The organism is Nonomuraea sp. AD125B (assembly GCF_041402765.1).
Lineage (GTDB): Bacteria > Actinomycetota > Actinomycetes > Streptosporangiales > Streptosporangiaceae > Nonomuraea > Nonomuraea bangladeshensis.
In genome coordinates this window covers 1027652-1049247 of sequence record NZ_JBGLOU010000001.1, presented here as the reverse complement: position 1 = coordinate 1049247, position 21596 = coordinate 1027652, and the positions used below count along the sequence as shown (strand labels likewise).

11 protein-coding genes and 1 pseudogene are annotated in these 21596 nt (G+C 69.1%); 2 read left to right on the top strand and 10 right to left on the bottom strand.

Annotated features, from left to right (window positions below; translation table 11 throughout):
- Positions 1 to 308 precede the first annotated feature (308 nt).
- The 6 genes and pseudogenes from ACBR40_RS04860 to ACBR40_RS04835 all read right to left on the bottom strand — a co-directional run.
- Positions 309 to 590: pseudogene (locus tag ACBR40_RS04860) on the bottom strand (leucine-rich repeat domain-containing protein); the annotation flags it as partial.
- Between the two features lie 107 nt (positions 591 to 697).
- Positions 698 to 925, bottom strand: a complete 228-nt coding sequence (locus ACBR40_RS04855; protein ID WP_371247564.1) for a hypothetical protein — start codon at positions 923 to 925, stop codon at positions 698 to 700.
- 231 nt (positions 926 to 1156) lie between these two features.
- Complete coding sequence (locus ACBR40_RS04850; protein ID WP_371247563.1) at positions 1157 to 1339, bottom strand: hypothetical protein; 183 nt, start codon at positions 1337 to 1339, stop codon at positions 1157 to 1159.
- A gap of 62 nt (positions 1340 to 1401) precedes the next feature.
- Entirely contained in the window at positions 1402 to 1875 is a 474-nt protein-coding gene (locus ACBR40_RS04845) for a YkgJ family cysteine cluster protein (RefSeq protein ID WP_371247562.1), read from the bottom strand.
- Between the two features lie 403 nt (positions 1876 to 2278).
- Complete coding sequence (locus ACBR40_RS04840) at positions 2279 to 3043, bottom strand: hypothetical protein (protein ID WP_371247561.1); 765 nt, start codon at positions 3041 to 3043, stop codon at positions 2279 to 2281.
- Positions 3040 to 3678 (bottom strand): DUF6283 family protein, encoded by a 639-nt coding sequence (locus ACBR40_RS04835; RefSeq protein ID WP_371247560.1) that lies wholly within the window; start codon positions 3676 to 3678, stop codon positions 3040 to 3042. The genes ACBR40_RS04840 and ACBR40_RS04835 overlap by 4 nt, the downstream gene beginning before the upstream one ends.
- A gap of 1092 nt (positions 3679 to 4770) precedes the next feature.
- Here ACBR40_RS04835 and ACBR40_RS04830 point away from each other — a divergent pair.
- Together ACBR40_RS04830 and ACBR40_RS04825 are read left to right on the top strand one after the other, a co-directional pair.
- Positions 4771 to 5502, top strand: coding sequence for a response regulator (locus tag ACBR40_RS04830; RefSeq protein ID WP_371247559.1), 732 nt, complete (start codon positions 4771 to 4773; stop codon positions 5500 to 5502).
- A gap of 10 nt (positions 5503 to 5512) precedes the next feature.
- Entirely contained in the window at positions 5513 to 6892 is a 1380-nt protein-coding gene (locus ACBR40_RS04825; RefSeq protein WP_371247558.1) for a sensor histidine kinase, read from the top strand.
- A gap of 331 nt (positions 6893 to 7223) precedes the next feature.
- Here ACBR40_RS04825 and ACBR40_RS04820 read toward each other — a convergent pair whose 3' ends face one another.
- From ACBR40_RS04820 to ACBR40_RS04805, 4 genes are all read right to left on the bottom strand, one after another.
- A complete protein-coding gene (locus ACBR40_RS04820) occupies positions 7224 to 8108 on the bottom strand; it encodes a hypothetical protein (RefSeq protein WP_371247557.1) in 885 nt (294 codons plus the stop codon).
- Between the two features lie 261 nt (positions 8109 to 8369).
- On the bottom strand, positions 8370 to 8594 hold the full coding sequence (locus ACBR40_RS04815; protein ID WP_371247556.1) for a hypothetical protein: 225 nt from the start codon (positions 8592 to 8594) through the stop codon (positions 8370 to 8372).
- Positions 8595 to 8742: 148 nt separating this feature from the next.
- Complete coding sequence (locus ACBR40_RS04810; protein ID WP_371247555.1) at positions 8743 to 14973, bottom strand: RHS repeat domain-containing protein; 6231 nt, start codon at positions 14971 to 14973, stop codon at positions 8743 to 8745.
- A 156-nt stretch (positions 14974 to 15129) separates the two neighbouring features.
- Entirely contained in the window at positions 15130 to 20877 is a 5748-nt protein-coding gene (locus ACBR40_RS04805; protein ID WP_371247554.1) for a LamG-like jellyroll fold domain-containing protein, read from the bottom strand.
- Positions 20878 to 21596 lie beyond the last annotated feature (719 nt).

The window sequence follows — 21596 nt, the reverse complement described above, 5'->3', positions numbered from 1 at the left end:
GCAAGAGATGGACCATGCGCTGGAAGGCACCGTTGAACGCCTTCCAGATCGCCTTCGAAGGCCGCCTCACCCCTGCCAACCTCTGAACACTTCAACAACCAAGATCAGCCGTTAAGTTGACACTCCCAACGGCAGCAGGTCCGGGCCATATCCGCCCGCTTTTCCGCGAGTACTACGGGGCCCCCAGGAGGGTGAGCTGGTTCTCGCCGAGGTCCAGCCCGGTGAGGTTGGTGAGCTCGCCCAGCCATTCGGGCAGATGGGTGAGCTGGTTTCCGCGGAGGCCCAAGTAGGCGAGTTTGGTGAGCTCCCAGCCATTCGGGCAGGTGGGTGAGCTGGTTTCCGGAGAGGTCCAGGTGGGTGAGGTTGGTGAGGCCACTCAGGCTGGGCAGATGCGTGAGCTGGTTCTCGAGGAGGTCCAACCCGGTGAGGTTGGTGAGGTCGCCGAGGAACAACTGTGTGAGGTTGGCGAGCTCGCCCAGCCATTCGGGTAGGTGGGTGAGCCGGTTTCCGGAGAGGTCCAGATGGGTGAGGCTGTTCAGGTCGCCAAGGCTGTCGGGAAGGGCTGCGAGGCCGAGCCGGGCGAGACTCAGCCTGGTGAGGTGATGGCGTGCGGCGCGGCGAAGCCGAAGGCCTGATGGTGCTGACGGACGAAGTCGTAGGCGTAGGTGTAGCGCGTCGAAGCGGCCTGCGTGGGCTGCTAGGTGCTGGCGACGGCGTCGATGATCCAGCCGGGCACGTCATGTTCGGCCATACGAGGTCGGCCGACGGTTGTCGCCGGGCCGTCGGTGACGGCTCCTGCGCCGCGCAGGTCCGCGGCTACCCGACGAGCGTACTGATGGGCGTGGAGGGGGTTCGGCACGCCCGCCGTGGTTTGCGCATCGATCATCGATGCGGCGATCATCTCCATCAGAGCGTCAGCCATCATCGTTTCGCTTCACAAGTGTTGAGACGGTCCGGTGCGTCGGTAGGGTCCCGATGAGAAGGGCCGACCCTACCGCCATGATCCTTGGGTCACGCCAGTATTGAAGACTTCCGCAGGAGGCGCAGTCCCTGAAGCGCTCACCGTAGTCTCCAAGGGGCCGCGGCACATCGCTGCCGGTTGCAGCCCCGTGCCGGTAGTGCGGGAGGATCTCCTCTGCTGTGAGGGCGAGCGCTTCTATGCCTTCGTCGCGGTGACCGGCTCCATCAGACAGGACGCGTGCGCCCATCCGATGGAGCGAGTGGATGCAACGCGGGCGGCATTTCTGCCGAACTGACCATCCGTCGTGATCGCGTTGCGCTGCTCGGTCTCGGCGGCGCTGATGCGCCCGGCGGCATCGCCCACGTCGTGGTCGCCCACCCGCAGCCCTACATGACCGCAGTGCGGCAGCCATCCGCCAGCGCGGCCGCACCGGCGATGCCTCAACGGCTGAAACGACGGTGCCGCGCGCGATTGAACTCCTGGCGGGGTGAGGTGTGGCCGGTCAACAGGCGCAGTATGGCGGGGTGCAGCCGGGGATCGGCGATCATCGCCCGCATGGTTTCGATGCGGCCGGCGTATTCGCGGTGCCCACCGATCTCGAAAGAGCGCAGCATGACCTCGAGCAGCCTGGCCCCGGCTCCGTACAAGCGGCAGATGGCCGGCCGGTTGGCGTGGTCGCCACACGCGCCCGAAGAGGTCAGCAGGGGGCAGGAGGCGCCGGTCGGCCACTGGTCCCACTCGGGAAGTCGCACCCCGGACGATGCCTGAAGGAGATCACGCTCAAGGTCGGACACGTCGATCTGGGACGAGCACGATTGCTGGCACAGTCCCTGGCAGGCCACATCGGGCAGGCTCGCATACAGCTCCTGTAGCGCCTGTCGGCGACGGCGGCGTTCGGCGGAGCGTCGGCTCATGACGGCGTGTCCTTCCTTAGCGTGGGTTGGGGCTGGGCGCCAACACCCGTCCGTGCTCGGCGCGGGCCTGCTGGCGGGGCGGTGGCTGCCCGCTCTCGCTGGATGTCGGGGTCGATGTCCGACCCAGGAGGCCGTCGACGACTGGAGGAGCGCGCCGATCTGAATCCAGCTCACTGCCTCTCTGATCGTGTCGTGCTGATGGGTCGTGCCGGTGCCCTGCGCATCTCGTGCCCTGATTCTCTCCACGCGTGTTCGGCTCACGCGTGGCTGTTCCTCGTCGGTTGCCGCCCCTGCCGTCGGACCAGCCGCGGGTCCAGGTGGAGCGCCCGCAGCGTAGCGAGGACGTACGACCTGGACGTACGGGGGGCGACGGCTACACTGCGGCGACGAGGACGGCCGAATCTCACGTCCGCTTCAACACCGGCCAGCCTTGGGTGACGATGTCAGTGATTCGCCAGCGCACTTCAATGGTCAGCTCGTGAGGGCTGTCGTGGGGGTCCCAGACCGGGCGGCCCGGGACTTCTTGGTAGGTCTCCAGCGCCTCGTGCACGCCGAAGTCGGCCACCGCGGTACCGGCCAGGAGGAGCAGGGCGGTGACCGCGTCGGCGCCTGCGCGCATCGCCGACAGCGCCCGAAAGGGCCACAGCGGGACGGCGATGACGTCTTGATCCGTGCTGTACGGCGAGGTGTCCGGGTCGAGCCGCGGTGCCATGTCCGGCGTGCGCCGGTCCGGGACGGCGATGAGCAAATTGGCGCCGTTGTGGGCGAAGGCGTGCTGGTCGATCTCGAAGCGGGTGTGCGGATGCAGCAGGCGTCCGTCCAGCAGCCACGGCGCTTGCATCAGCTCCACCCAGACGGGATGGAACATGTCGTACTCGGCGTCATCGAGCATCGGTGCTGGACGTGACGCCGGGCCCCGGAAGGCGGCGGCAGGCTCGGCGGCCCGCCAGAGGGCGAGCCGGTGGCCGTCGTCGAACACGGCGCTGACCTCGGAGAGGAACAGCGCGAGCGGCTGGTCCGCCCAGGTGAACTCCTCTCGAAGCCAGGTGTCGAGCAGGCCGCCGGCATGCCGCTGCCAGTCGGCGACGTCGAAATCGGCGGGGTGACGCCGTGGCGAGGTGTCGTGCGGGGGTGGCGTCGTGCGCGGCTTCGTCCTGTCGGCAGTCATGATCCGGCCGGGTCCGGCTTGCTGGGTGGGATTCCGGGCTTGTCCGCGCGCGGTGTGTCACCCGCGGGCTCGCTCTGCGCGAGTGCGGCCGGCTGGCGGTTGAGGTTGGCGATCGGCTGAACCATCTCGGGAGTCGGTGTGGTCGTCGCCTCGCCCCGCACGGTCGGTGCCGGTCGCCGGCGATCGAATGCGGCGATCGCCTGGACGGCTTCGAGGCTCGGCGTATCGAGGTCGGCCAGGCCGTGATCAGCCGCCTGACTGCCGGAGGCGAAGAGCGGCACGGGCGAGGTGTAGCTCTCGACGGCGCGCGCGTTCGCGGGGCAGAGCAGCCCGGTCGCCAGCGCGACCCGGACCGCCAGCAGTGTCGTGCCGTCGTGGCAGCCGGCCCAGCCCGCGCACACCCGCCGCCGGGGCGAGTCGCGGTCGTGCTGATGGCACAGCCACAGCGTCACCGGCTGAGCGAAGGTCGGCCGGTCGTAGCCGCGCAGCTTGTCGTACTCCTCTCGGGCCCACAATCCCGAAAGCACGTCCTTACGGTAGGGGCAGGTCCCGCACGGTCTTTCCGCCGGCGGACCCGCTGGCCGTCCTTCGGCGCCGGCGGAAGCTCTCGCAGGTGACGCTGCTGAGTCGCTCATGGACCTTCTCCCAAGGGGGTGTCGGATCTGCTTCATTGTGACCCTCGTCGGCTGCTGCTGGACTGGCCGCTGGCCACGAGGTCATCGCGCGTACAGCGACGGCACGATCCGCCACCACGGTGGGGCGAGGGCCCGGACCTCGGCCTCGAACGCGGCCGCCGCCGCGGCGGCGCCGGGCGGGGCGAAGACGTAGGCGATGGAGTCGCCGCCGCCTTGGCGAAGGCTGGGGGACCGCCCTGCTCGGCCAGCGTTGGCAGGACCTCGCAGATGAGCCGCCTGTCCTCATCGCAGTCGGGCTCGCCGTGCACCACGGTGACGGGGGCCTTGCCTTGCGTTGCGAGCGCGGCGTCGGCGAGGACGGCACGTTCGGCCATTCGCCGTGCACCGTCTGGCTGCGGTGGCCTTCCCGGTGGGCTGCCGCCGTCGGATGTGTCGGTTCGCTTGTCGGTGCTCACCTGAGGATGCCCTTTCGTTTCACGAGGTCCCCGGCAGGCCCGCTGCTGGCGCTGTACTCGGTCACGGTGCAGCGACCGCCGCTGGTAGCCGAGTGGATGCACGCATCGGGCGCTGCCCGGGTATCGAGCTGTGGTCGGCAGCCGCCCAGGCCATGTCGTGGCCGCGGAGGCGGGAAGCTTCGGGGTGAGCGACATGTCGGTTATCTCCATACAGGCCGGCTTGGGCGGCTTCGTCGTGCACCACGACCGCGGCCGCGCGGGCGGCGGTGAACACGGTCGGCCAGACGGTCCGCGAGGCGATGTCGGAACTGCGGCGCCTGCGGTCGGTCGGGCATGTCGACGGTGAGACCGAGGACGGGGAGGCCGAGAGGACGACGAATGCCACAACCCTGGTCCGCAGCTGTACCACCTCGGTCCTCTCCTGACTCGGATGTGTGCCGCCGGACTGCCGGTGCAGGCCACCACAACGGGCCGCGCAGTCCCCTGATACAGGGGCGGCTGGCCCTGGCGGCGTACCGCGTGCTGCAGGAAGCCCTTACCACCGTGCTCAAGCACGCACCCGGTGCCCCCACCCCGCGCCAACTTCCCGCTACTCGGCGACCGCGACGGGGCCGCCGAGGAAAAGTAAGATCGGCGCATGGTGAGGGTGCTCGTTACAGACGATCAGGAGCTGATCCGCGCGGGCCTCGTTGCGCTCATCCGTGCCACGCCCGGTTTCGAGGCGGTAGGCGAGGCCGCCACCGGCGAGGAAGCCGTTGAGCTGACCGCTACTACCAATCCCGACGTGATCCTCATGGACATCCGGATGCCCGGCATGGGCGGTATCTCCGCCACCGAACGGATCCTCGCCACGACCCCCGCTGCTTCGCCCAGGGTGCTCATCCTCACGACGTTCGACATCGACAAGTATGTCTATAACGCCTTACGTGCCGGTGCCGCCGGCTTCCTCCTCAAGGAGATCTCTCCGCAGCGTCTGCTGGCCGGGATCCGAACCGTCGTCGACGACGATACCCTGCTAGCCCCCGCCGCCACCCGTCACCTGATCGAGGCGTTCGCCCCCGCCCGGGCTTCCGATCCCACGTCCGGTCCCGCCGCCTCTTCGTCGTCATCCCTGCCTGACCCGCTCACCGCCCGGGAGACGGAAGTGCTGGTCCTGGTCGCCCAGGCGCTGTCCAACCCGGACATCGCCGAACGGCTCACGGTCACCGAGTCCACCGTGAAACGCATCTCAACCGCGTCATGGCCAAGCTCGGGTTGCGCAGCCGTGCCCAGGCCGTCGCCTACGCGTACGAGCACGGGCTGGTCACCCCGCGCCGGACGGCCCAGGAGCCAACGGCCTGGGCGGCGCGTTTCTGGTCCGGATCGGTGATCCTGTGATCATGGAGGTCAGCCAGGTCATGGTGACGGAACCGGAATCCGGACGAACGCGCAACCGGGCAGACCGAGCGGCCCTCTCTGGCTTCCGCAAGCTGGCGGGACGCTGGAACACGACCAGTAGCCTGGCTGACCACGGGCCGCTGCGGGACATCGGGCAGTTGGCGCGACGGCTGCGCGGGACGGGCCCGTGGGTGGCGGACGCGGTGCTGGCATGCCTGTTGTTCGCGGCCGTGGCGCTGACCCACCAACTATGGGAGCATCCGAGATGGCCGGCGTTCGACGCGATGGCGCTGGTCATGACAGCGCTGATCTGGTTGCCTCTGGCCTGGCGGCGGACCGCGCCGATGACCGTACTGCTGGTGACCACGGCCGCCTTCCTCCTCTACCTGCTGGCCGGGCACGTGCCAGGAGTGATCTTCTGGTCACCGGTACTGGCCTTCTACAGCCTCGCCGCGGCGAGGGAAGCCCGGGCCACCGCCGTCGGCGCCATGATCACTGGAGCGGCGCTGCTGGTCGCCGCGCTAGTGGTGCCCGAGATCGGTTTGACCGCCGCCGCAGCGCAGGCCATCGCGGTGCCGGCCGCTGCGTGGATTCTGGGCGGGCTGACCAAGCAGCTGTCCCAGCGCAACCGTCAGCTGGCCGAGGCGAACCGGCAACTCGCTGATGCGTCCGCGCGGCTCCTCCGGGAGGAGCGCCAACGCACCGAGCATGCCATCACCCGAGAGAGGCTGCGCATCTCCCGGGAACTACACGACATCGTCGCCCACCACGTGACAGTGATCTCGATGCAGGCGGGCGTGGCCGGCTACGTGCTCAACTCCGATCCACCTGCCGCGCGGGCGGCCGTGGACACCATCGCCGCCACCAGCAGAGAGACCCTTGAGGAACTACGCCGTGTGCTACACCTCCTGCGAGGTTCGGACGCCGTCGGCCCGGCCGGCGAGGAACCCGATCGGCAGACCGAGCCGGTCCCGGGCGTCACGGAGCTGAGGACGCTGATCGATCGGGTTCGCATAACGGGCCTCCACGTGGACCTGGACATCCAGGGCAACCTCGATGCGCTGCCCTTCGGTCTGCGGCTGGCGGCGTACCGCGTCGTCCAGGAAGCGCTGACCAACGTCATCAAGCATGCCGGCTTCTGCGCGACGAAGGTCACGGTGCGCGGCATGGCCGACGCACTGACGGTACGGGTCGTCAACGCTGCACCCGACAAGCAGCCGGCCGAACCCGCGACCCAGGGCGGACAGGGCCTGATCGGCATGCGGGAGCGCGCCAAGCTCTCTGGCGGAACCCTCGCTGCGGGCCCCCTTCCTAGCGGCGGATTCGCCGTGACGCTCACTATCCCCTACCCAGACCACGCACACCACCCCGAGGGCTCGTGATCCGCCGGGCAGTGGATCGACGTCGTCTTCCGCGCGCCTGGCTCACCCTTGTGCGCGGGGACGACTCACTGTGCTGGCCCCGGTCCCTGGCTGCTGGTTTCCCGCTGACCCAAGGTAGGCCATAGCCGCTCGGTCCGGCTCGCCTCGTGAGCTCGATGTCTGCCCATGGCTCCGTATGGCCGCGTTCGACCACGATGCCGATGCCGATGCCGCAGCGGGCGGCTGTCGCAGATGATCAGCTCGATCGTGTGACGGGTTCCGTCGACGAGCACGCCCCAGGGACGGACAGGGCCGGGATCACGGGCTTCGGCGTGGTCGAAGACCTTGGCGATCACTTCGGCGGGACCGGTGATGATCGAGCCGCACAGTCACTTGCGCATCGCGCGTGGCTGGGCCGGGGCAGGCGCTGCCCGGCCCGCCTCCGCCGGGGACGGCGATCACATCGTGGCGCCGGTGGGGGGGGGCGGGCTCGGCGTCGTAAACCGCAAGGTGGCCATCCGTTTGCGGATCGGTTTCTCTCCCGTCGCCGGCCGGGTTCGAAAGGTGACCCGGGCGCGGGCGACGGCCTTGGTGGTGGCGGCCGCAGCGCTCTGGGGCGCATCGCGATGCCCTTGCCGTCCACACTGATCGCCAGCACCGTGCAGGCGGTGCACGGCAGCACGGTTCGCTCGGCGTAGACGGCGTCGCCATCGACCGTCGCCGCCACGCTTGCCTGCTCGATCTGCCGTTCGCCGATCGCGTTGCCGCAGCGCGCGACGAGCGCCGCGTGCGCGGCGTCGAACGAGCCGCGCACCGTCTCGATGACCGCGAGCTTGGCCAGCCCGGCCGAATGACGCGCCCCCGGCAGCGACAAGGCGGTGTCAGCCGGATACACGTTGCGCACGCAGGAGGGCGCCAGGCGCACCGGGTGACAGTCAACGTCCCGGCGAGGGTGGCCAGCAGGCGGTGATGGCCCGTCTCCCGCCGCGGCCGCGGCGTCGGACCCGGGCACCTCTGGAGCCCATTGCGTGCTGGCGGGTTTGGCGGGCGTGGTGCGCCTGCTGACGCTCGCGTAGCGCCCGCAGATCAAGGGGGCCTGCAGCAGCTGGCGTTGCAGCTCACGGCCCTGTTCGACGATCGTCTCTTTCAGCCGGTCATGGGTCAGCATGCCGCGGGCCGTGTCGGTGAGCTGTCCGATGAGCCAGTTGAAGGTATTCTTCGCCGACGCGCTGACCACAGCACGCAATGCAACCCTCAGCCGAACCGCACGGCCGACGACGCGATGATCATGAAGGCTCGAGGCTAGGCAATTCGATCACCGCCGGAGCGGCATCCGCCCGGCTGCGCAACATGGACGCCCCACCCTGGACGTGTCGGAGCTGGTGGCCGAGCGGCGGCGCTTCCTGGCCTCGGTGGGCCACCGCCCAGGCAGAGGGCGAACAACAGCACCCTGGGCGAGCAGCGGCTGCGCGCGGACGTCGGTGGGTGCGGCGTATGATCACGTCGGCACCGGGAGCCCGCCCAGGGCGCCGCTGACCATGTCGGCGATACGCTCGCGGGGAAGTTCCCTGTCCAGGTCGGCGCGGAAGCCGGTGTGCATGCTGCCGATGGCCATGCAGCACAGCAGTGATTCGGCTCCTGCCAGCCACGCGATGAGCAGCACGCCCAGGCCGACCGGGTGGCAGTCGCCTTGGGGCCGGGCTGGCGGTGCCCATGCGGTCATGGCGCCGCCGTCGGCCGGTGGAGGCGTTCTCGACGTCCGAGCACAGTGCCCGGTTATTCTGGGCTGCAGCATGTAGGCCGACCGGCTGGCGTCGTTGGTGCGTCTGGCGCCCGGACGGTGACTGGCCGGGCGCCAGGCCTCCCGCTTCTCAGCCTCCGGGGTGATAGGACCACCGCATGAAGGCGCTCATCTTCTCCTGATACCAGCTCACCGGACTGCGCAGCCGTTCAGCCTTCGTCCTGCCCCGCTCAAGGGTGACGCCCACGGGACGCCGGCCTCCGGCTACTTCGTGCAGGCCGTGCGCCACGCCGTAGGTGAGGTCGGCGCCGCCGCCCTTGAAGTTGCCGTCGCTGTCAGTGACCATGTAACCACCGCCACCCCAGCCCTTACTGGATTCGTACTCGGCCCCGATGTAGGTGTCCCACGTGCCAGGCTTGGTGTTCAGGCCAGGGATGTCCGTTTTCTTGTAGAACAATCCGCCGGTGACCTCAACGCCGACCGAGGTGGACACACCGGTCTTGTAAGTGCCGGCCAGGCCGACGCCCTTACTGTCGAAGACCACGCATCCCTCCACGCCGAACGAAGCGCGCAGCTTGGCTCCGAATCCCAGGCACGCGCCGATGGTGCCCTTCTTCGGCTTGCTCGGCGCCGGAGGCTTGGCCACCTGCGCCGAGGGCCGGGGGGTCAGCTCGGGGATGCCGGGCTGCCGCAGCAGCGGCCTCTGCCCCGGTGAGACCGGCCCCGCGCGATAGGCCCACTGGCGGGCGGCGACGTACCAGTTGCCGACCGCCAGGTAGAAGCGGTGAGTGAAGATGTTCAGGTACACGTGAACCAGGTAGAGGTTCTGCCGCAGGAGGTAGTCGTAGTTGCCGTACCGCACCCAGAACTGGCGGTAGCCGAGCAGGTAGTAGCGGACGTAGGGGAAGCGGCCGTCGGGGTCGGACATGGTCGCGGGGTTGTTGTCGGCGTAGTTGTAGCCGTTCATCTGCTGTGAGCGGCCCATCTCGATCTCGGGGTCCACCGAGATGAAGCGGCCGGTGTTCGGGTCATAGCCGCGCGCACCGAGCGTCGTGAGGTCGGTGGTGGAGTCGACGATGCCGCCGACGAAACCCTTCTCATTGCCGGCAGGCCACTGGCCCTTGCTGGCCCGTAGCTGGCCGAACGGGGTATAGCGGCGCCGGCTCACCGAGCCGTCGATCGCGTTGATGGCCAGCTCGGCGGTGCCGTGGTGGTCGTTGACGAGGAAGGCGACGCCGGCGCTGGTGCGCATGGCGTTGCGGTGGTACCGGACGGCCTTGGCGGCGCTCTGGCCCTTGGCCAGCCGCACTTCCATGTCGGGCAGGTAGAGGGTGGTGCCCGCCGGGTCGCGGCGCAGCAGCCGCTCGCCGTCGGCGGTGTAGAGGAAGGTGGTCTCCCCCTTCTTGTCGTCGACGACCTTCGTCAGCTCGCCTTCGGCGTCCCAGTGCAGCGTCTGGTTGCCGGAGGAAGTTCTGCGCTCGGTGGTGTTGCCGACCAGGTCGTAGCCGTACGACTCGGGGTTGCCGTTCACGTCGGCGAGCTGGTGTCCCTTGTACTTCGGGTCGACTCCAGGGTTGCCGGCGTAGCGGTAGCCGCGCGTGGCGGTCTGCGTGCCGCCCGAGGGCCCCGCGCCGTAATGCGTCTCCCCGGTCCGGTTGCCGGTGTCGTCGTAGGTGTAGTTCACCCGGTACGGCGCCGGCCCGCCGATCGTGGCCTGCCCCGGGTCGGCCGCGCACGTGGCGCCGTCCTGGGTCCAGGCGTCGACCAGCCGCTGCAGGTCGTCATAGCGGAAGCACTGGTTGTCCACTCCGTCCCGGGAGGTGTCGACGGCCTGGAGCAAGTTACCGGAGTCGGTGTAGCGGTACTCCACGCTACGGTCGGTCCCGGCCGTGCCGGCGTGTGCGGTGGTGGCCTTCCGCAGCCGCTGCGTGCCGTACTCGTAGGTGAAGGTCTGGTCCACCTGCTTGCCGGCGGCGCCGATCGACAGCCGCTGGCCGATCTGCTTGCCGGTCTTGGTGTAGTCGACGCCGACGAGGTAGGTCGACAAGTTGGATCCCGTCGCGGCCAGCCGGCCGAGGTCGTCGTAGGTGAAGGCCGTGTTCTCCGCCGGCAGGTCGCCGGCGGCCGGGCTGCTGGCGGCCTTGACACTGCCGTCCAGGTTGTAGGTGGTGTCGAAGACGTATCCGCCTTCTGGGGCCAGCGCTCCTTCGCTGCTCGGGAGCAGGAGGCGCCTGCGCGTGGGCCTGTTCAGGTTGTCGTAGATGTCGACCTGGGTGGTGTACCTGGCCGTCCCCACGATGCGCGTGGCGCTGGTGAGCTGGCCCTTGCGCACGGTGTCGTAGACCCACTCGGCGACCTTGACGCCAGGGCTGGCCGTGGTGGCGTCATACAGGCCGGTCCTGCGGCCGATGCCGTCGTAGGTGACCGACAGCTTCTTGCCCCTGGCGTCCTCGGTGGAGATGAGCTGGTCCACGTCGTTGTAGGTGAACTTGGTGACGCCCTTGTCCGGGTCGGACGTCTGGATCTTGCGGCCGCGCAGGTCGTAGGTCGTGGTCCAGATGTGGTTGCCGGGCCCGGTGACCGAGGACTCCAGTCCGCGGTGGTCGTAACGGAAGGTGGTGGCGAGGTAGCCGTCGGCCCGGTGCTCGCGTATCTCGCTCGTGCGGCCGTGGGCGTCGGTGTAGGTGGTGACGGGCGTGCCGCCCGCCGGCGGCGTCACCTTGGTCCAGTTGCCGCCGTACTCGTAGCGGGTGCGCCACTTCTCCTGCGCGTCGCTGCTGCCCACGAGCAGCCGGTCGGCCGTCGCGCGGCCCTGGCCGTCGTACTCGTGGACGTGCTGGGTCTCGATCTTGCCGGGGTCGGCCACGCCGAAGACTTCCGGCCGCGGCTCGCCGTCGGCGTAGTAGCTCTCGTAGGTGCGGTCCACCTGGCCGGAGGCGTTGTAGAAGGTGTCGGAGATCACCCGCCCCCTGGTCGTGCCGTCGCGGCCCGCCGCCTGGACCTGCCGCTGCCGCAGCCATCCGTCGTACAGCGTGTACGACTGTTCCTGGCCGCCTGCTGCGGTGAGTGCCTTGGCGGAGACGGCCACGACCGCGTTGGGCCGGATGAGGTAGTCGTACTCCTTGTCCGGCACGGCGGAGGACGGGCGGCCGCCCAGCCACACCTTGGTCAGGTGTCCGGCGGCGTCGTACTGGATCGTCGTGGTCCTGCCTCCGGCGTCGGTGTCGCTGACGGGGCTGCCCCAGGCCGGGTCGAGCACCTTCACGGTGGTGTGCGCGGTCGTGGCGTCGCCGGCGTTCGCGGGTGGGCCGGTCTCCTCGATCCTCGTGGTCAGCCCGCGGGTCTCGGTGTACCTCGTGGTCGTGGTCCTGCCGGCGGCGTCGGTGACCGTTGTCGGGCGGCCGTGGGCGTCGTAAGTGGTACGGGTCGCGGCCAGCGACGTCACGGCGGTGGCCGTGGCTTGCTTCGCCTTCTCCACGAGGGTGGCGTCACCCAGGCTCGGCGCCGCTGTGAAGGCGCCGTTGTCGTAATAGGTGCGCTCCTGCGAGATCAGGTCCTTCGCCAGGTCGGGGGTGTCGGCGCAGCGCCGTGCCACGGTTGTGACCTGGGCGGGCTTGGCCAGCACGCGGGTGCCGTCGGCGGTGAACGTCGTGGTGGAGCACTTCTCATCGCCGGTGACGGCCAGGTCGCCTTCGTCGTCGACCTGGCTGGGCGCGCCGGTGCTGAGGTTGAAGGCGTTGACGCTCGACCTGGTCGCCCGCCAGCCGTCATCGAGTTTCGTCAGGGTGCGGGTGCCCGCGACGCCGGTGAGGTTGGCGGTGGCGGTGATCGTGCCCTTGTCGATCGTGCGGGTGCGTGAGGCGGTCTGGTGATGCCAGGGCCTGTTCATGGTCTTGCCGACCGGTTCGCCGCCGGCCTTATCGTAGATGATCTTCTTGAGGGTCAGGCCCTGGAGCGACTCGTGGTCGGCGTAGGAGCCGCCCTCGCCGTCGTTGACGGTGACCTTCTTGGTGCCGCCGTCGGCGTTCAGACGGTCGCCGTCCATACCCTGGAAGAACCAGTGGTCAGTCTGGGTCGGGGCGGCACTGGTCGCGCCGGTGCGGACCCGGACCTTGTCGTAGCCCTGCCACTGCGACCAGGTACGGTACTTCTCCTTGGTCAGCCCGTCGTCGTCGGTGAAGCGCCAGGCGGGCTTGCCGATGCTGTAGTCGTAGGCGGTGACCATGTCGGGGGAGCCACCCGTCAGATCGGTCTGCACGAGCTGGGTCACCACGTACTTGTGGAACCAGTCGAGCGTCGGGTTGGCGTCGCCGCTGGTGCGCTCCCACATGACGGGGAAGCAGCGGCGGTGGTTGGCGGGCGGGCTGGGTGTGTCGCCGACGCGGCAGTCGGTCACGGAGTAGGTGACGTCCAGGACGCCGCCGGTCTCGTTGGTGACGGAGCCGACACGGTTCTTGATGAACGGGCCGATGTCGTCACCGAGGGCGTCGACGCGGTTGGCCAGCTGGGTGTAGGCGAAGCTGACCGGCGGCATCACCACCGGTGCGGGCCCGGCATGGCCGGTATGCACGATCGACTTCAGCAGCAGCTGCCGGTCCACGTCCGCGGTGCCCCAGTCGTGAGCGAAGGCCCAGGAGTCCACGGTACGGTGACCGGAACCGTCGCTCTGGATGACCTTCGTCGCGGCCTCGACGACCCGCTTGCGCGTCCAGAAGGTGGGGGCGGACGCCCCCTTGTAGTCCTGGCACTTGGTGCCGGCCGCGCAGTTGAGGTCCCAGGGAACGTCCTCCCAGTAGGCCGGATGGTCGTCGATCTTCGACTCGGCGCAGTCCCCGGCCGAGCGCAGGCACCGCTCGGCGACCTTGAAGTCCACCCTGGCGGGGGCGTTGGCCGGATAGGGGTTGGCGGCCTTCAGCCCGTATTCGACGCCTTTGAGATAGCCGCCCCTGACGTAGGGAGTGTCGTCCTCGGCCCTCAGGTTGCGGCCGTAGTGGTTGCCCTCCTGCTCGTAGTAGTAGACGATCGCGTTGCCGTGCGGGTCCTCGACGTAGTCGAGGTTCCATCGCCAGGCCTGCTGGCACCACGACGAGGCGAAGGTGTCGTCGTGACAGGGCTCGCCGGAGTCGTCGCCGAAGACGGGCACGGTCCAAGTGGACTTGGTCTCGGCCTTGCCGGAGGACCAGCCCTTCATCCGGTTCTTGCCGAAGTAGTAGCGTTTGCCGTCCGGCGCGGTGAGGACCCAGTACTCGTTGTCGTCGTCGCCGTTGGCGGTGTCGGTGTCGGTCCCGGACACCTTCCTGATGCGGGTGCCGTCGTCCTTGCGCAGCCGCCACTCGTTCTCGCCCGACTGCACCAGCTCGCCGCCTTTGCCGCCGAGCGTCATCACGGCGTTGTCGTAGCCCCAGCACAGGTCCATCGGGTGGACGTCGTAGGTGGCGTCCTTGGGCACGCCGTCGTCCTTGCATGAGCGGTACTTGCGTTCGATGTAGCCGGGCCACAGGTCGAAGCCATCGCCGACCTGGGAGCCCTGGTTGTTCGAGCTGGAGGTTCGCCCGTCGATGGACGAGGAGGAGTAGGCCACGACCAGCTCGGGGGTGAGCCCGCCGGGCACTGGAGGCATCCGCAGCGGATACGACCAGGTGAAGTCGCCGGTCTGGGTGCCGACCTGCCAGGTGGCCGAGGCCGCCAACTCGGTCGCCTTGTAGTCGCCGCGAGAGCTCTCCACGCCCGCGATCGCCGCGAACACGGCCGGTTCGGCGGCGGTGTTGACGTCGGCGGCGACCGTCTTCGCCCGGACGTCGTTGGCCGAAGGCAGCGGCGTGCTCATCCGGCATCCCGGCACGTCAGGGGTGGTCAGCGCGCACGCAGGCAGGCCTACGAGCCGCACCCGCGATCCGAACGCGCCGCCGAATGCCTCGGCGAACCCGGAGTAATCCAGCCGCAGGCCCACCTTGCGCGGTGGGCCGGCCGCCTGGCCGACGGTGAACACCACGCCGCTGATGTCGGCGCGGGCGGCGGCCGCGCGATCCAGCATCCGCACCCGTACCTTGCCGGGCTCGGCGGCCAGGCCCTGCGCGCCCGCGGCCGCCGTCGCCGGGGCGGAGACCCAGATCGGCAGCTCGCCTGCCCGCTGGGCGTCGCTCGCGTGCCGGGCACGGGGATCACCACCGAGCGCGACCTCGGCCTCCCCAGCAGCCGGCCAGCGTACGACCGGGTCAGGAGCACGCGGGGAGCCCTTGCGCGGCGTGACCTTCAAGGATGTGCCGGGCACCACGACCTCGTGGTCGACCGGTCTGAGCGGTTCCTGGGTGGCGATCCGGGCCGTGCCGGACGCCGGCGTGGCCGCGAGCAGCCCGACCACCAGGGCAATCGTGAGTCCTGAGGAAAGGAGCCGGCGGACCGGCCCAGATCCCACCCGCGTCATGACACCGCGGACAGTCATGCGAAACCTCCGAACGAGTCGTGGAGTCAGACAGAGGGCGGGCCGGTGGCGGCAAGGCCACCGGCCCGCGCCGGGTCAACCGGGAATCGAGGCGATCTCCGTCGGCACCGCCAGCATGTCGATGAGCTGCTGTGAGGCCACGCCACGCAGCACCCAGACGTCATCGATCACGCCGGACCAAGCCCTGCCTGCCGGGTAGGCACCGTTGGAAAGGCTCCGGCCCACCTGGAGCGAGGCGATGGGGCCGAAGGGCCGGGTGCGGTGGCGGAAGGACAGGTTCTCCGCTTCGCCTGCGGCCTCCTTCACCCCGTTCACCCACAACGTGACCGTGCCCTCGGTCGCGTCGTAGGTGACGGCGACGTGGTCCCAGTCGCCGAAGTTGCCCTGGTGGAACATGGAGTGCTCCACGCTGGCCGTGGCCGCGCCGGCGCCGTCCTTGTCCGGCACGTCGAGCACGTAGCGCTGCTTGCCCGGGTCGTACCTGACCGTGATCGCGCTGTTGTGCGATCCCGCCAGGCCCAGCACGGTCATCGGCCTGCTGGGTTCTCCGGGAGTGGACACCCATGCCGAGACGGTGAAGCTGTCGCGGGTGTCGATCACCGGTCCGGTCGCCGCGGCGTAGTCGTTGTTGCCGCCCGGCAGTTCCAGCGCTCCGCTGGGGGTTCCGGCCGGGGACTTCACGAGCACCTTGGCGAAGTCCGTGGTGATCTTGGCGGCGCCGTGGAGCGTCAGCGGGTAGGCGACGCCCTGTCCCGTGTCGGAACTGCTGGGCGGGGTGCCGGTGGCGGTGTTGAGGTGCCACGTGCTCTCGACCACGGGCTTGATCGTGTACAGGTCCTGCACCTCGTCGGCGGTCACCACCCGATCGAAGACGCGGACGTCGTCGACCGGGCCCGGCGTGTAATCGCCGAATTGCCCCTTGTACACGCCCCGGCCGATCTGGAAGGCGCCACCCGCCCCCCAGGCCGCAGAACCCATCTCGCCCGGAACCCCCTCCACACCGTTGACGTAGAGGCGCAGCTTCTTGGTCACCACGTCCTGCACACCCACCAGGTGGGTCCAGGCCCCCGGCCTGGCCGGGGACAGGGAGATCGCGGTGCCGGAACCGTCGGCGACCGAGTCGGACTGGGTCCGCCAGAACCTCCACTTCCTGTCGGCCGGGTCGTATTTGAGATAGAAGCCAGCGTTCTGCGTGCCAGCCTGACTGGCCACGACGAAATGGGTCGTGGGCAACGTGGCCGGGATCTTCACCCACGCCGAGACGGCCAGGTTCTTGGTCGTGTCCACGACCGGGCCGCTCGTGGCCGCGTGGGCGCCGGCGCCGTTGAGGCGCATCGCCGTGCCCAGCGCTCCGGGAACGCCGAGGACGGCGCCGCCCTGCGGCACCGCCGGATAGGCGCCTTGGGTGTCGGCCAACCGGGTCGCTCCCGCCGCCTCATCGAGCTTCCAGTGCGCCTTCGGGCCCTTGCCGTCGGCGACCCAGAACTCGTAGGTCCCGGTCGACCAGTTGTTGGCCGCGTCCCACGCCGTCACGTACAGCGTGTTCAGCCCCGCATGCGTGGGCATCGCCTTGATCGACTCGGTGGCGGCCGTCTTGGTCTTCGCCGTCCCCTCGGCGGGATCGGTGTTCATCGCCCACGCGTACTTGCTGACCCGGGCGTCGAGGGCGATCGTGAACGTCCCGTAGCGGCCTACGCCATCGGTCGGGACCTGGTTGGGGTTGGCCGGGTCGAGCGCGGGGTAACCGTCGGCGCCGGTCGAGGTGACCTTCGGCTCGGTCAGGGCCCTGGCGTCGTAGACGAAGTAGCAGGCCGTGGCGTTGCCGTCCCAGCTCCACGGACTCCACGCCCGCCCGTCGAAGGCGCGGACCCCCCAGTGAGCGACGACGCCCTGCGGGACCACGCCGCTGGGGATCACGACGCTGAAGGAGGACTTGCGCGGGCCGTTGGCCGACATCTTCCTGACGGTGCCGAGGTTCTTGGCCTTCTGGACGCCGTTCTCCGTCCACTTCACCTGGAACTGCGCCTTGAGCTTCTCCCCTTCCACGCCCTTGTTGTCAGGGTCGGTGAGATTCTTGGCGAAGAGGGTCGGCAGGCGGTTGAACCTGGCGGGGCCGGCCGGGCCACGGCAGGCGCCGCCGGGACTGGAGGACAACTGGCTCATCTTCGGCTGCGGCGGCGGGCTGTTGTAGTGCACCCGGACGAAAGCGTTGCGGTCGAACCGCTTCCAGGCGAGCTGGTCTTCGCCGTCGCGGGCACGCAGGCCGAAAGTGGTGTTCGACCAGCCCTTCCTGGCCGCCTCCCGCACCGCGCTGGTCACGTTGAACAGCACGTCACCTGCGGGACAGCCAGAACTCCATCCCTTGGCCACGTTCTTGCTGTCCAACCGGCGCAGCCAGTTGTCCGAAGTGGAGTTCCAGGTAGAGCCCACCCCGAAGCTCCTGCTCAAGTGAATGTCCACGATCCGCTTCCTGCACGAGGTCGCGAAGGTCTCCTGCACGTGGAACTCAGCCGAGATGATCTGCTTGTGCGCGAACCTGGCGGTCGGGACGCGATAGAACAATCGCTTCTCGTACCAGCCGTTGCAGTAGCTCCCGGCAGGCGGGTAGTCGCGGGGACAGCGGCCCATGCCCTCGTTCTTGTCGAAGTTGTACTTCGTCCATCCAGCGCTGGAGACCATCAGGCGGGCCGAGGCGCGGGGGGTGTCCCACATCGGGTCGATGTAGAGGGGGAAGGTGGTGTCGGCGCCTGTGAGCAGGGCCGGGTCCGGCTTGAGCGTCATCTCGCCGCCGGTCACGCTCGCGGCGACCGCGGCGATCTTGGAGGTGTCGCCCGGCTGGCTGGCCGAGGCCTCCACGACGCCGCCGTCCGTCAGGTCCTCGCCGGGGGTCTCCTCGTCGCCGGCCGTCGCCGCCCGCGCCTGCTGGGTGGCGGGCGCGGTGGAGTCCCACATGATGGGCACCGGGGCCTCGTAGACCACGCCGCCGGTGGTCTCGTCGACCGCCTGCTGGGTGCCGTCCGCCGCCGTCCGCACGCTGAGGCCAGGCGCGGACAGCCCAAGCTTGATGCTGGCCAGGCGGGGATCCCTGGCCGCCGCAGCGGTCTTCACCACCAGCACGTGGGAGAAGCCCTCCGGCTCCACCCGCACCTGCAGGTTGACGTCCGGGCCCAGGACGCCGGGGTAGACGGCAGAGTCGCCGTCCAGCCACGGCTTGGGCAGCGCCGTGGGCCAGGTCAGCGACATCGGCCGGCCTGACCGGTTGATCGTCACCAGCGGGCCGGTGCCGCCGCCCGACAGCCGTATCTCCGTCGGCGTCGCGTTCGGCACGATCGACCCGTCGGCCAGCTTGCGCAGCTTGGTGTCGACGGGCGTCCAGGCGCCGTCCTTGACCACGCGGACCGGCTGGAAGTGTTCCTTGGAGGTGAAGCTGCCGTCGGGGGTGGCGTAAACCTCGCGCGTCTCGCCGCGTTCCGACAGCACCTCCACCAGTTGCCCGGTCGCCGTCGCGGCGGCGAGGGCCTCCGCCTCGGTCTGCTTCGGCTCCTTCGACACGCCCCAGGTGTTCTCCACCAAGGAGACGTTGTCGAGGTGGACGGTGATGGCGCCCTTGCCCCCGAGCTGGAAGGCCACCTCGGCCGCAGGGGTGTCGATCGTGGAGGTGAACGGGAAAGAGTAGCGCTGACGGCCCGTCTCCAGCTCGACGCTCTGGGCGAGCGCGGCGCTGTACGGCGCGTCCCCTTCCTGCACCGCCACCTGGACGGCCACGTCGGCCGAGGCACGAGCGTCGAAGGACACCGTGTAGGTGCGCCCGCTGATCAGGCTGCCGATGAGCTGCGTGACGACGGCGTCGCCCGGTTCGGCGGCGCCTTCCGCGACGCTCGCTCGCAGTTCACCGTTCTCCACGGCGAGCGCCGGGTTGCCCGCCGACCACCACGGCGTGGTCGACGGCTCGTCCAGCGTCCCATTGCGTACGAACTCGGTCTTGGCCGGCTCGTTCGGCCAGGCCAGCGCGCCGAGCCTGACCGGCCCACCCGACGGCACGCCGAGGACCGCGGCGACGTCGGCGGGAAGCGCCGCGCCTGCCGACTCGGCCGGGCTCCCCGGCACCAGCCGGTAGTCTCCGGCCGGCGCGTTGCCCACGTAGCTGGTCTCTTGATAGCGAGAGTTCGCGTCGCGGCCGGTCGCGGCCTGGAACTCCGCCAGCGAGGTGTGGTGGATGCTCGAGCCGGTCACCCGTGACCACTGCACGAGGGTGCCGGGAGTGTCGCCAGCGGTGCGCGAGTACCCGTTGTGGTGCATCTGAGCGGCCGGGATCATGCCGTCGGCGCCGACCCGGCGCCCCGACGCACCAGTGTTGTTGTCCGTGGTGTTGACCAGCGGCGCGGTGCTCGTGCCGCCCGCGATCACGTTGTTCATCAGGGTGATGTCCGCGGTGTCCCAGGTGATGCCCAGCGCCTTTTCGGCGTCGGTCGGGCAGACGTCGTCCTCGCCCGGGCACGTCGGCCGAACGTCCTCCTGCACCGCCATCGCCTGCGCGTTGCCGATGGAAGTGTTGTTGATGACCCGCACGTTGTTCGAGCCCAGGATGCTCAGGCCGGTGCTGCCGTTGTCGGCCAGCACGTTGGAGGCGATCAGCGCCTGCCCCGAGACCTTGTAGTGCAAGCCGTGGTGGGAGTTGGCGCGGATCAGGTTACGGATGATCGTCAGGTTGTGGCACGACAGGTCACACCACAGGCCGACGCCCTGGTTGGCCTCGAAGACGTTGTCGCGCACGGTCGCGTTGGTGACCCGGGTGGCGTTCATTCCGGCGCCCGCCAGGTTGTACCCCCGTGAGTAGCCGAGTTGCTCGGTGTTGTTGCGCAGGACCCGGTTGCCCTCGACCGTCAAGCCGGCCGACCGGTGCGCGCCGATGCCCAGGTAGCCGTTCTCGGCGATCGCGTTGCCGCTCACGCGTACGTCGTCGGCGTTGACCAGCAGGCCGGACGCCGCGTTGTGGATGATCGTGTTCTTCTCGAACACCATGCCCTTGGCCTGGGCGATGAGCGCGGCCGGTTCCTTGCTCTGGTTCTGGCTGCTGCCGTAGTGGGCGAAACCGAGCCCGCGCACGATCGAGCCGTCGGCGCCTGCGAAGAAGTGCATGCCGCTCTTCCTTGCCGTGATCTCGATCCTGCGCCCGACCGGGTCGCTGCCGATGTAGGTCTTGTCCGCAGGCCCGTCGTGGAAGAAGGTGCCCGCCCTGACTTCTTCCCTGGTGGCCACCTGGCGCAATGGCTCGCCGTCGAGGAAGACCATCTGCGGATCCCCGCCGACCGGGTTGTCGTCGTTGAAGTGCAGCGGGTTCATGCACTCGTCATAGGCCGGAGCCGTAGCCCGGCACACGCTGCCCGGGTTCCAGCCGTCGAGCCGCCAGGCGTTGCCGTCGGCCACGAGCTGGGCCGGCCGGATCTCCGAGCTGCCCTTGAACCAGACCTTCTCCCCCGGGTACGGCTGCAGGGTCACCGGCGCGGCGACGTTGCCCAGCCGTTCACGGTACTCTCCGGCGCGGAACACGATCGTGGTCATCTTGCCCACTACCGCCTTGGCAACCGCCGCGCCCGCAGTGCGCAGCGGGGCCCCCTGGGTGCCAGGGTTGGCGTCGTTGCCCGTGGGAGCGACGAAGATCGCGTCGGCGGGGACAGAATAGGACGTCGGAATGATCGACAACGGCGAGCCAGGCGCCGCTGCCACGGCGGCCTTGGCCGGCCTCACTGACGGAGCCGACACCAGCGCGCTCGCAGCCACCGTCGCCAGCGCCACGGCCACTGCCGTACCTCGTAATCGCATGTGCTTCCCTCCTCGGCGACCCGTCTCCGGGCATGCACGTCTCCCCCTGCGCCAAGGAAGGCGGCAGGGCACCGCTGTCCGCCCGCACAATATGACGGGATCGCCTTTGCGGGATATCGCATGGCGGGTTGATCCACTGGTCAACTTCTGCGGTACACGGGCGATTAGCGATAAACTCGCGCAGTAGAAGCGCTGCCGAGCGCCAAAACGCTGACCGTCCATTGGGGCCCCACCGTCGCCTTTCGCAGTACACGCTCCTCGCTCCTTGGTGCAAGTGGTGATAAGTGCGGGCCTCTGTCAATTTCCGAAGTCGTCTGCAGCAATGTCAGAAGTGGTATGCATCAACGCCAAGGCACTGATATTTGTGGCGATGGCTGCCCCTCCCCGTTCAGAGGAGGAACGTGCCCGCCCGCCACGTGTAGCCCTCGGGCATGCGGAAGTCGGTCAAGGGAATCACTCGACTGATGGGCGATGTGCCGTGCAAGATGATCGGTCTCAGCCGCTTTCGGCATAGCTCGGTCGCAGTTTTGGCTCGGTATGAGGTTGGTAAAACCCACTTTCCGCAACTCGAAGCAGAAGCCTTGATCAGACGAGGGGGCAGCTTCGGCCGGTGCCGGCGAGGTTTGCCCAAGTGGATGTAGCAAAGTTCTCAGGCGTCAACGGTCGGGTACCTCAAAACGGCGCCGTGAACCGTCCCGGGGTTCGATGGGCTCGCGTTT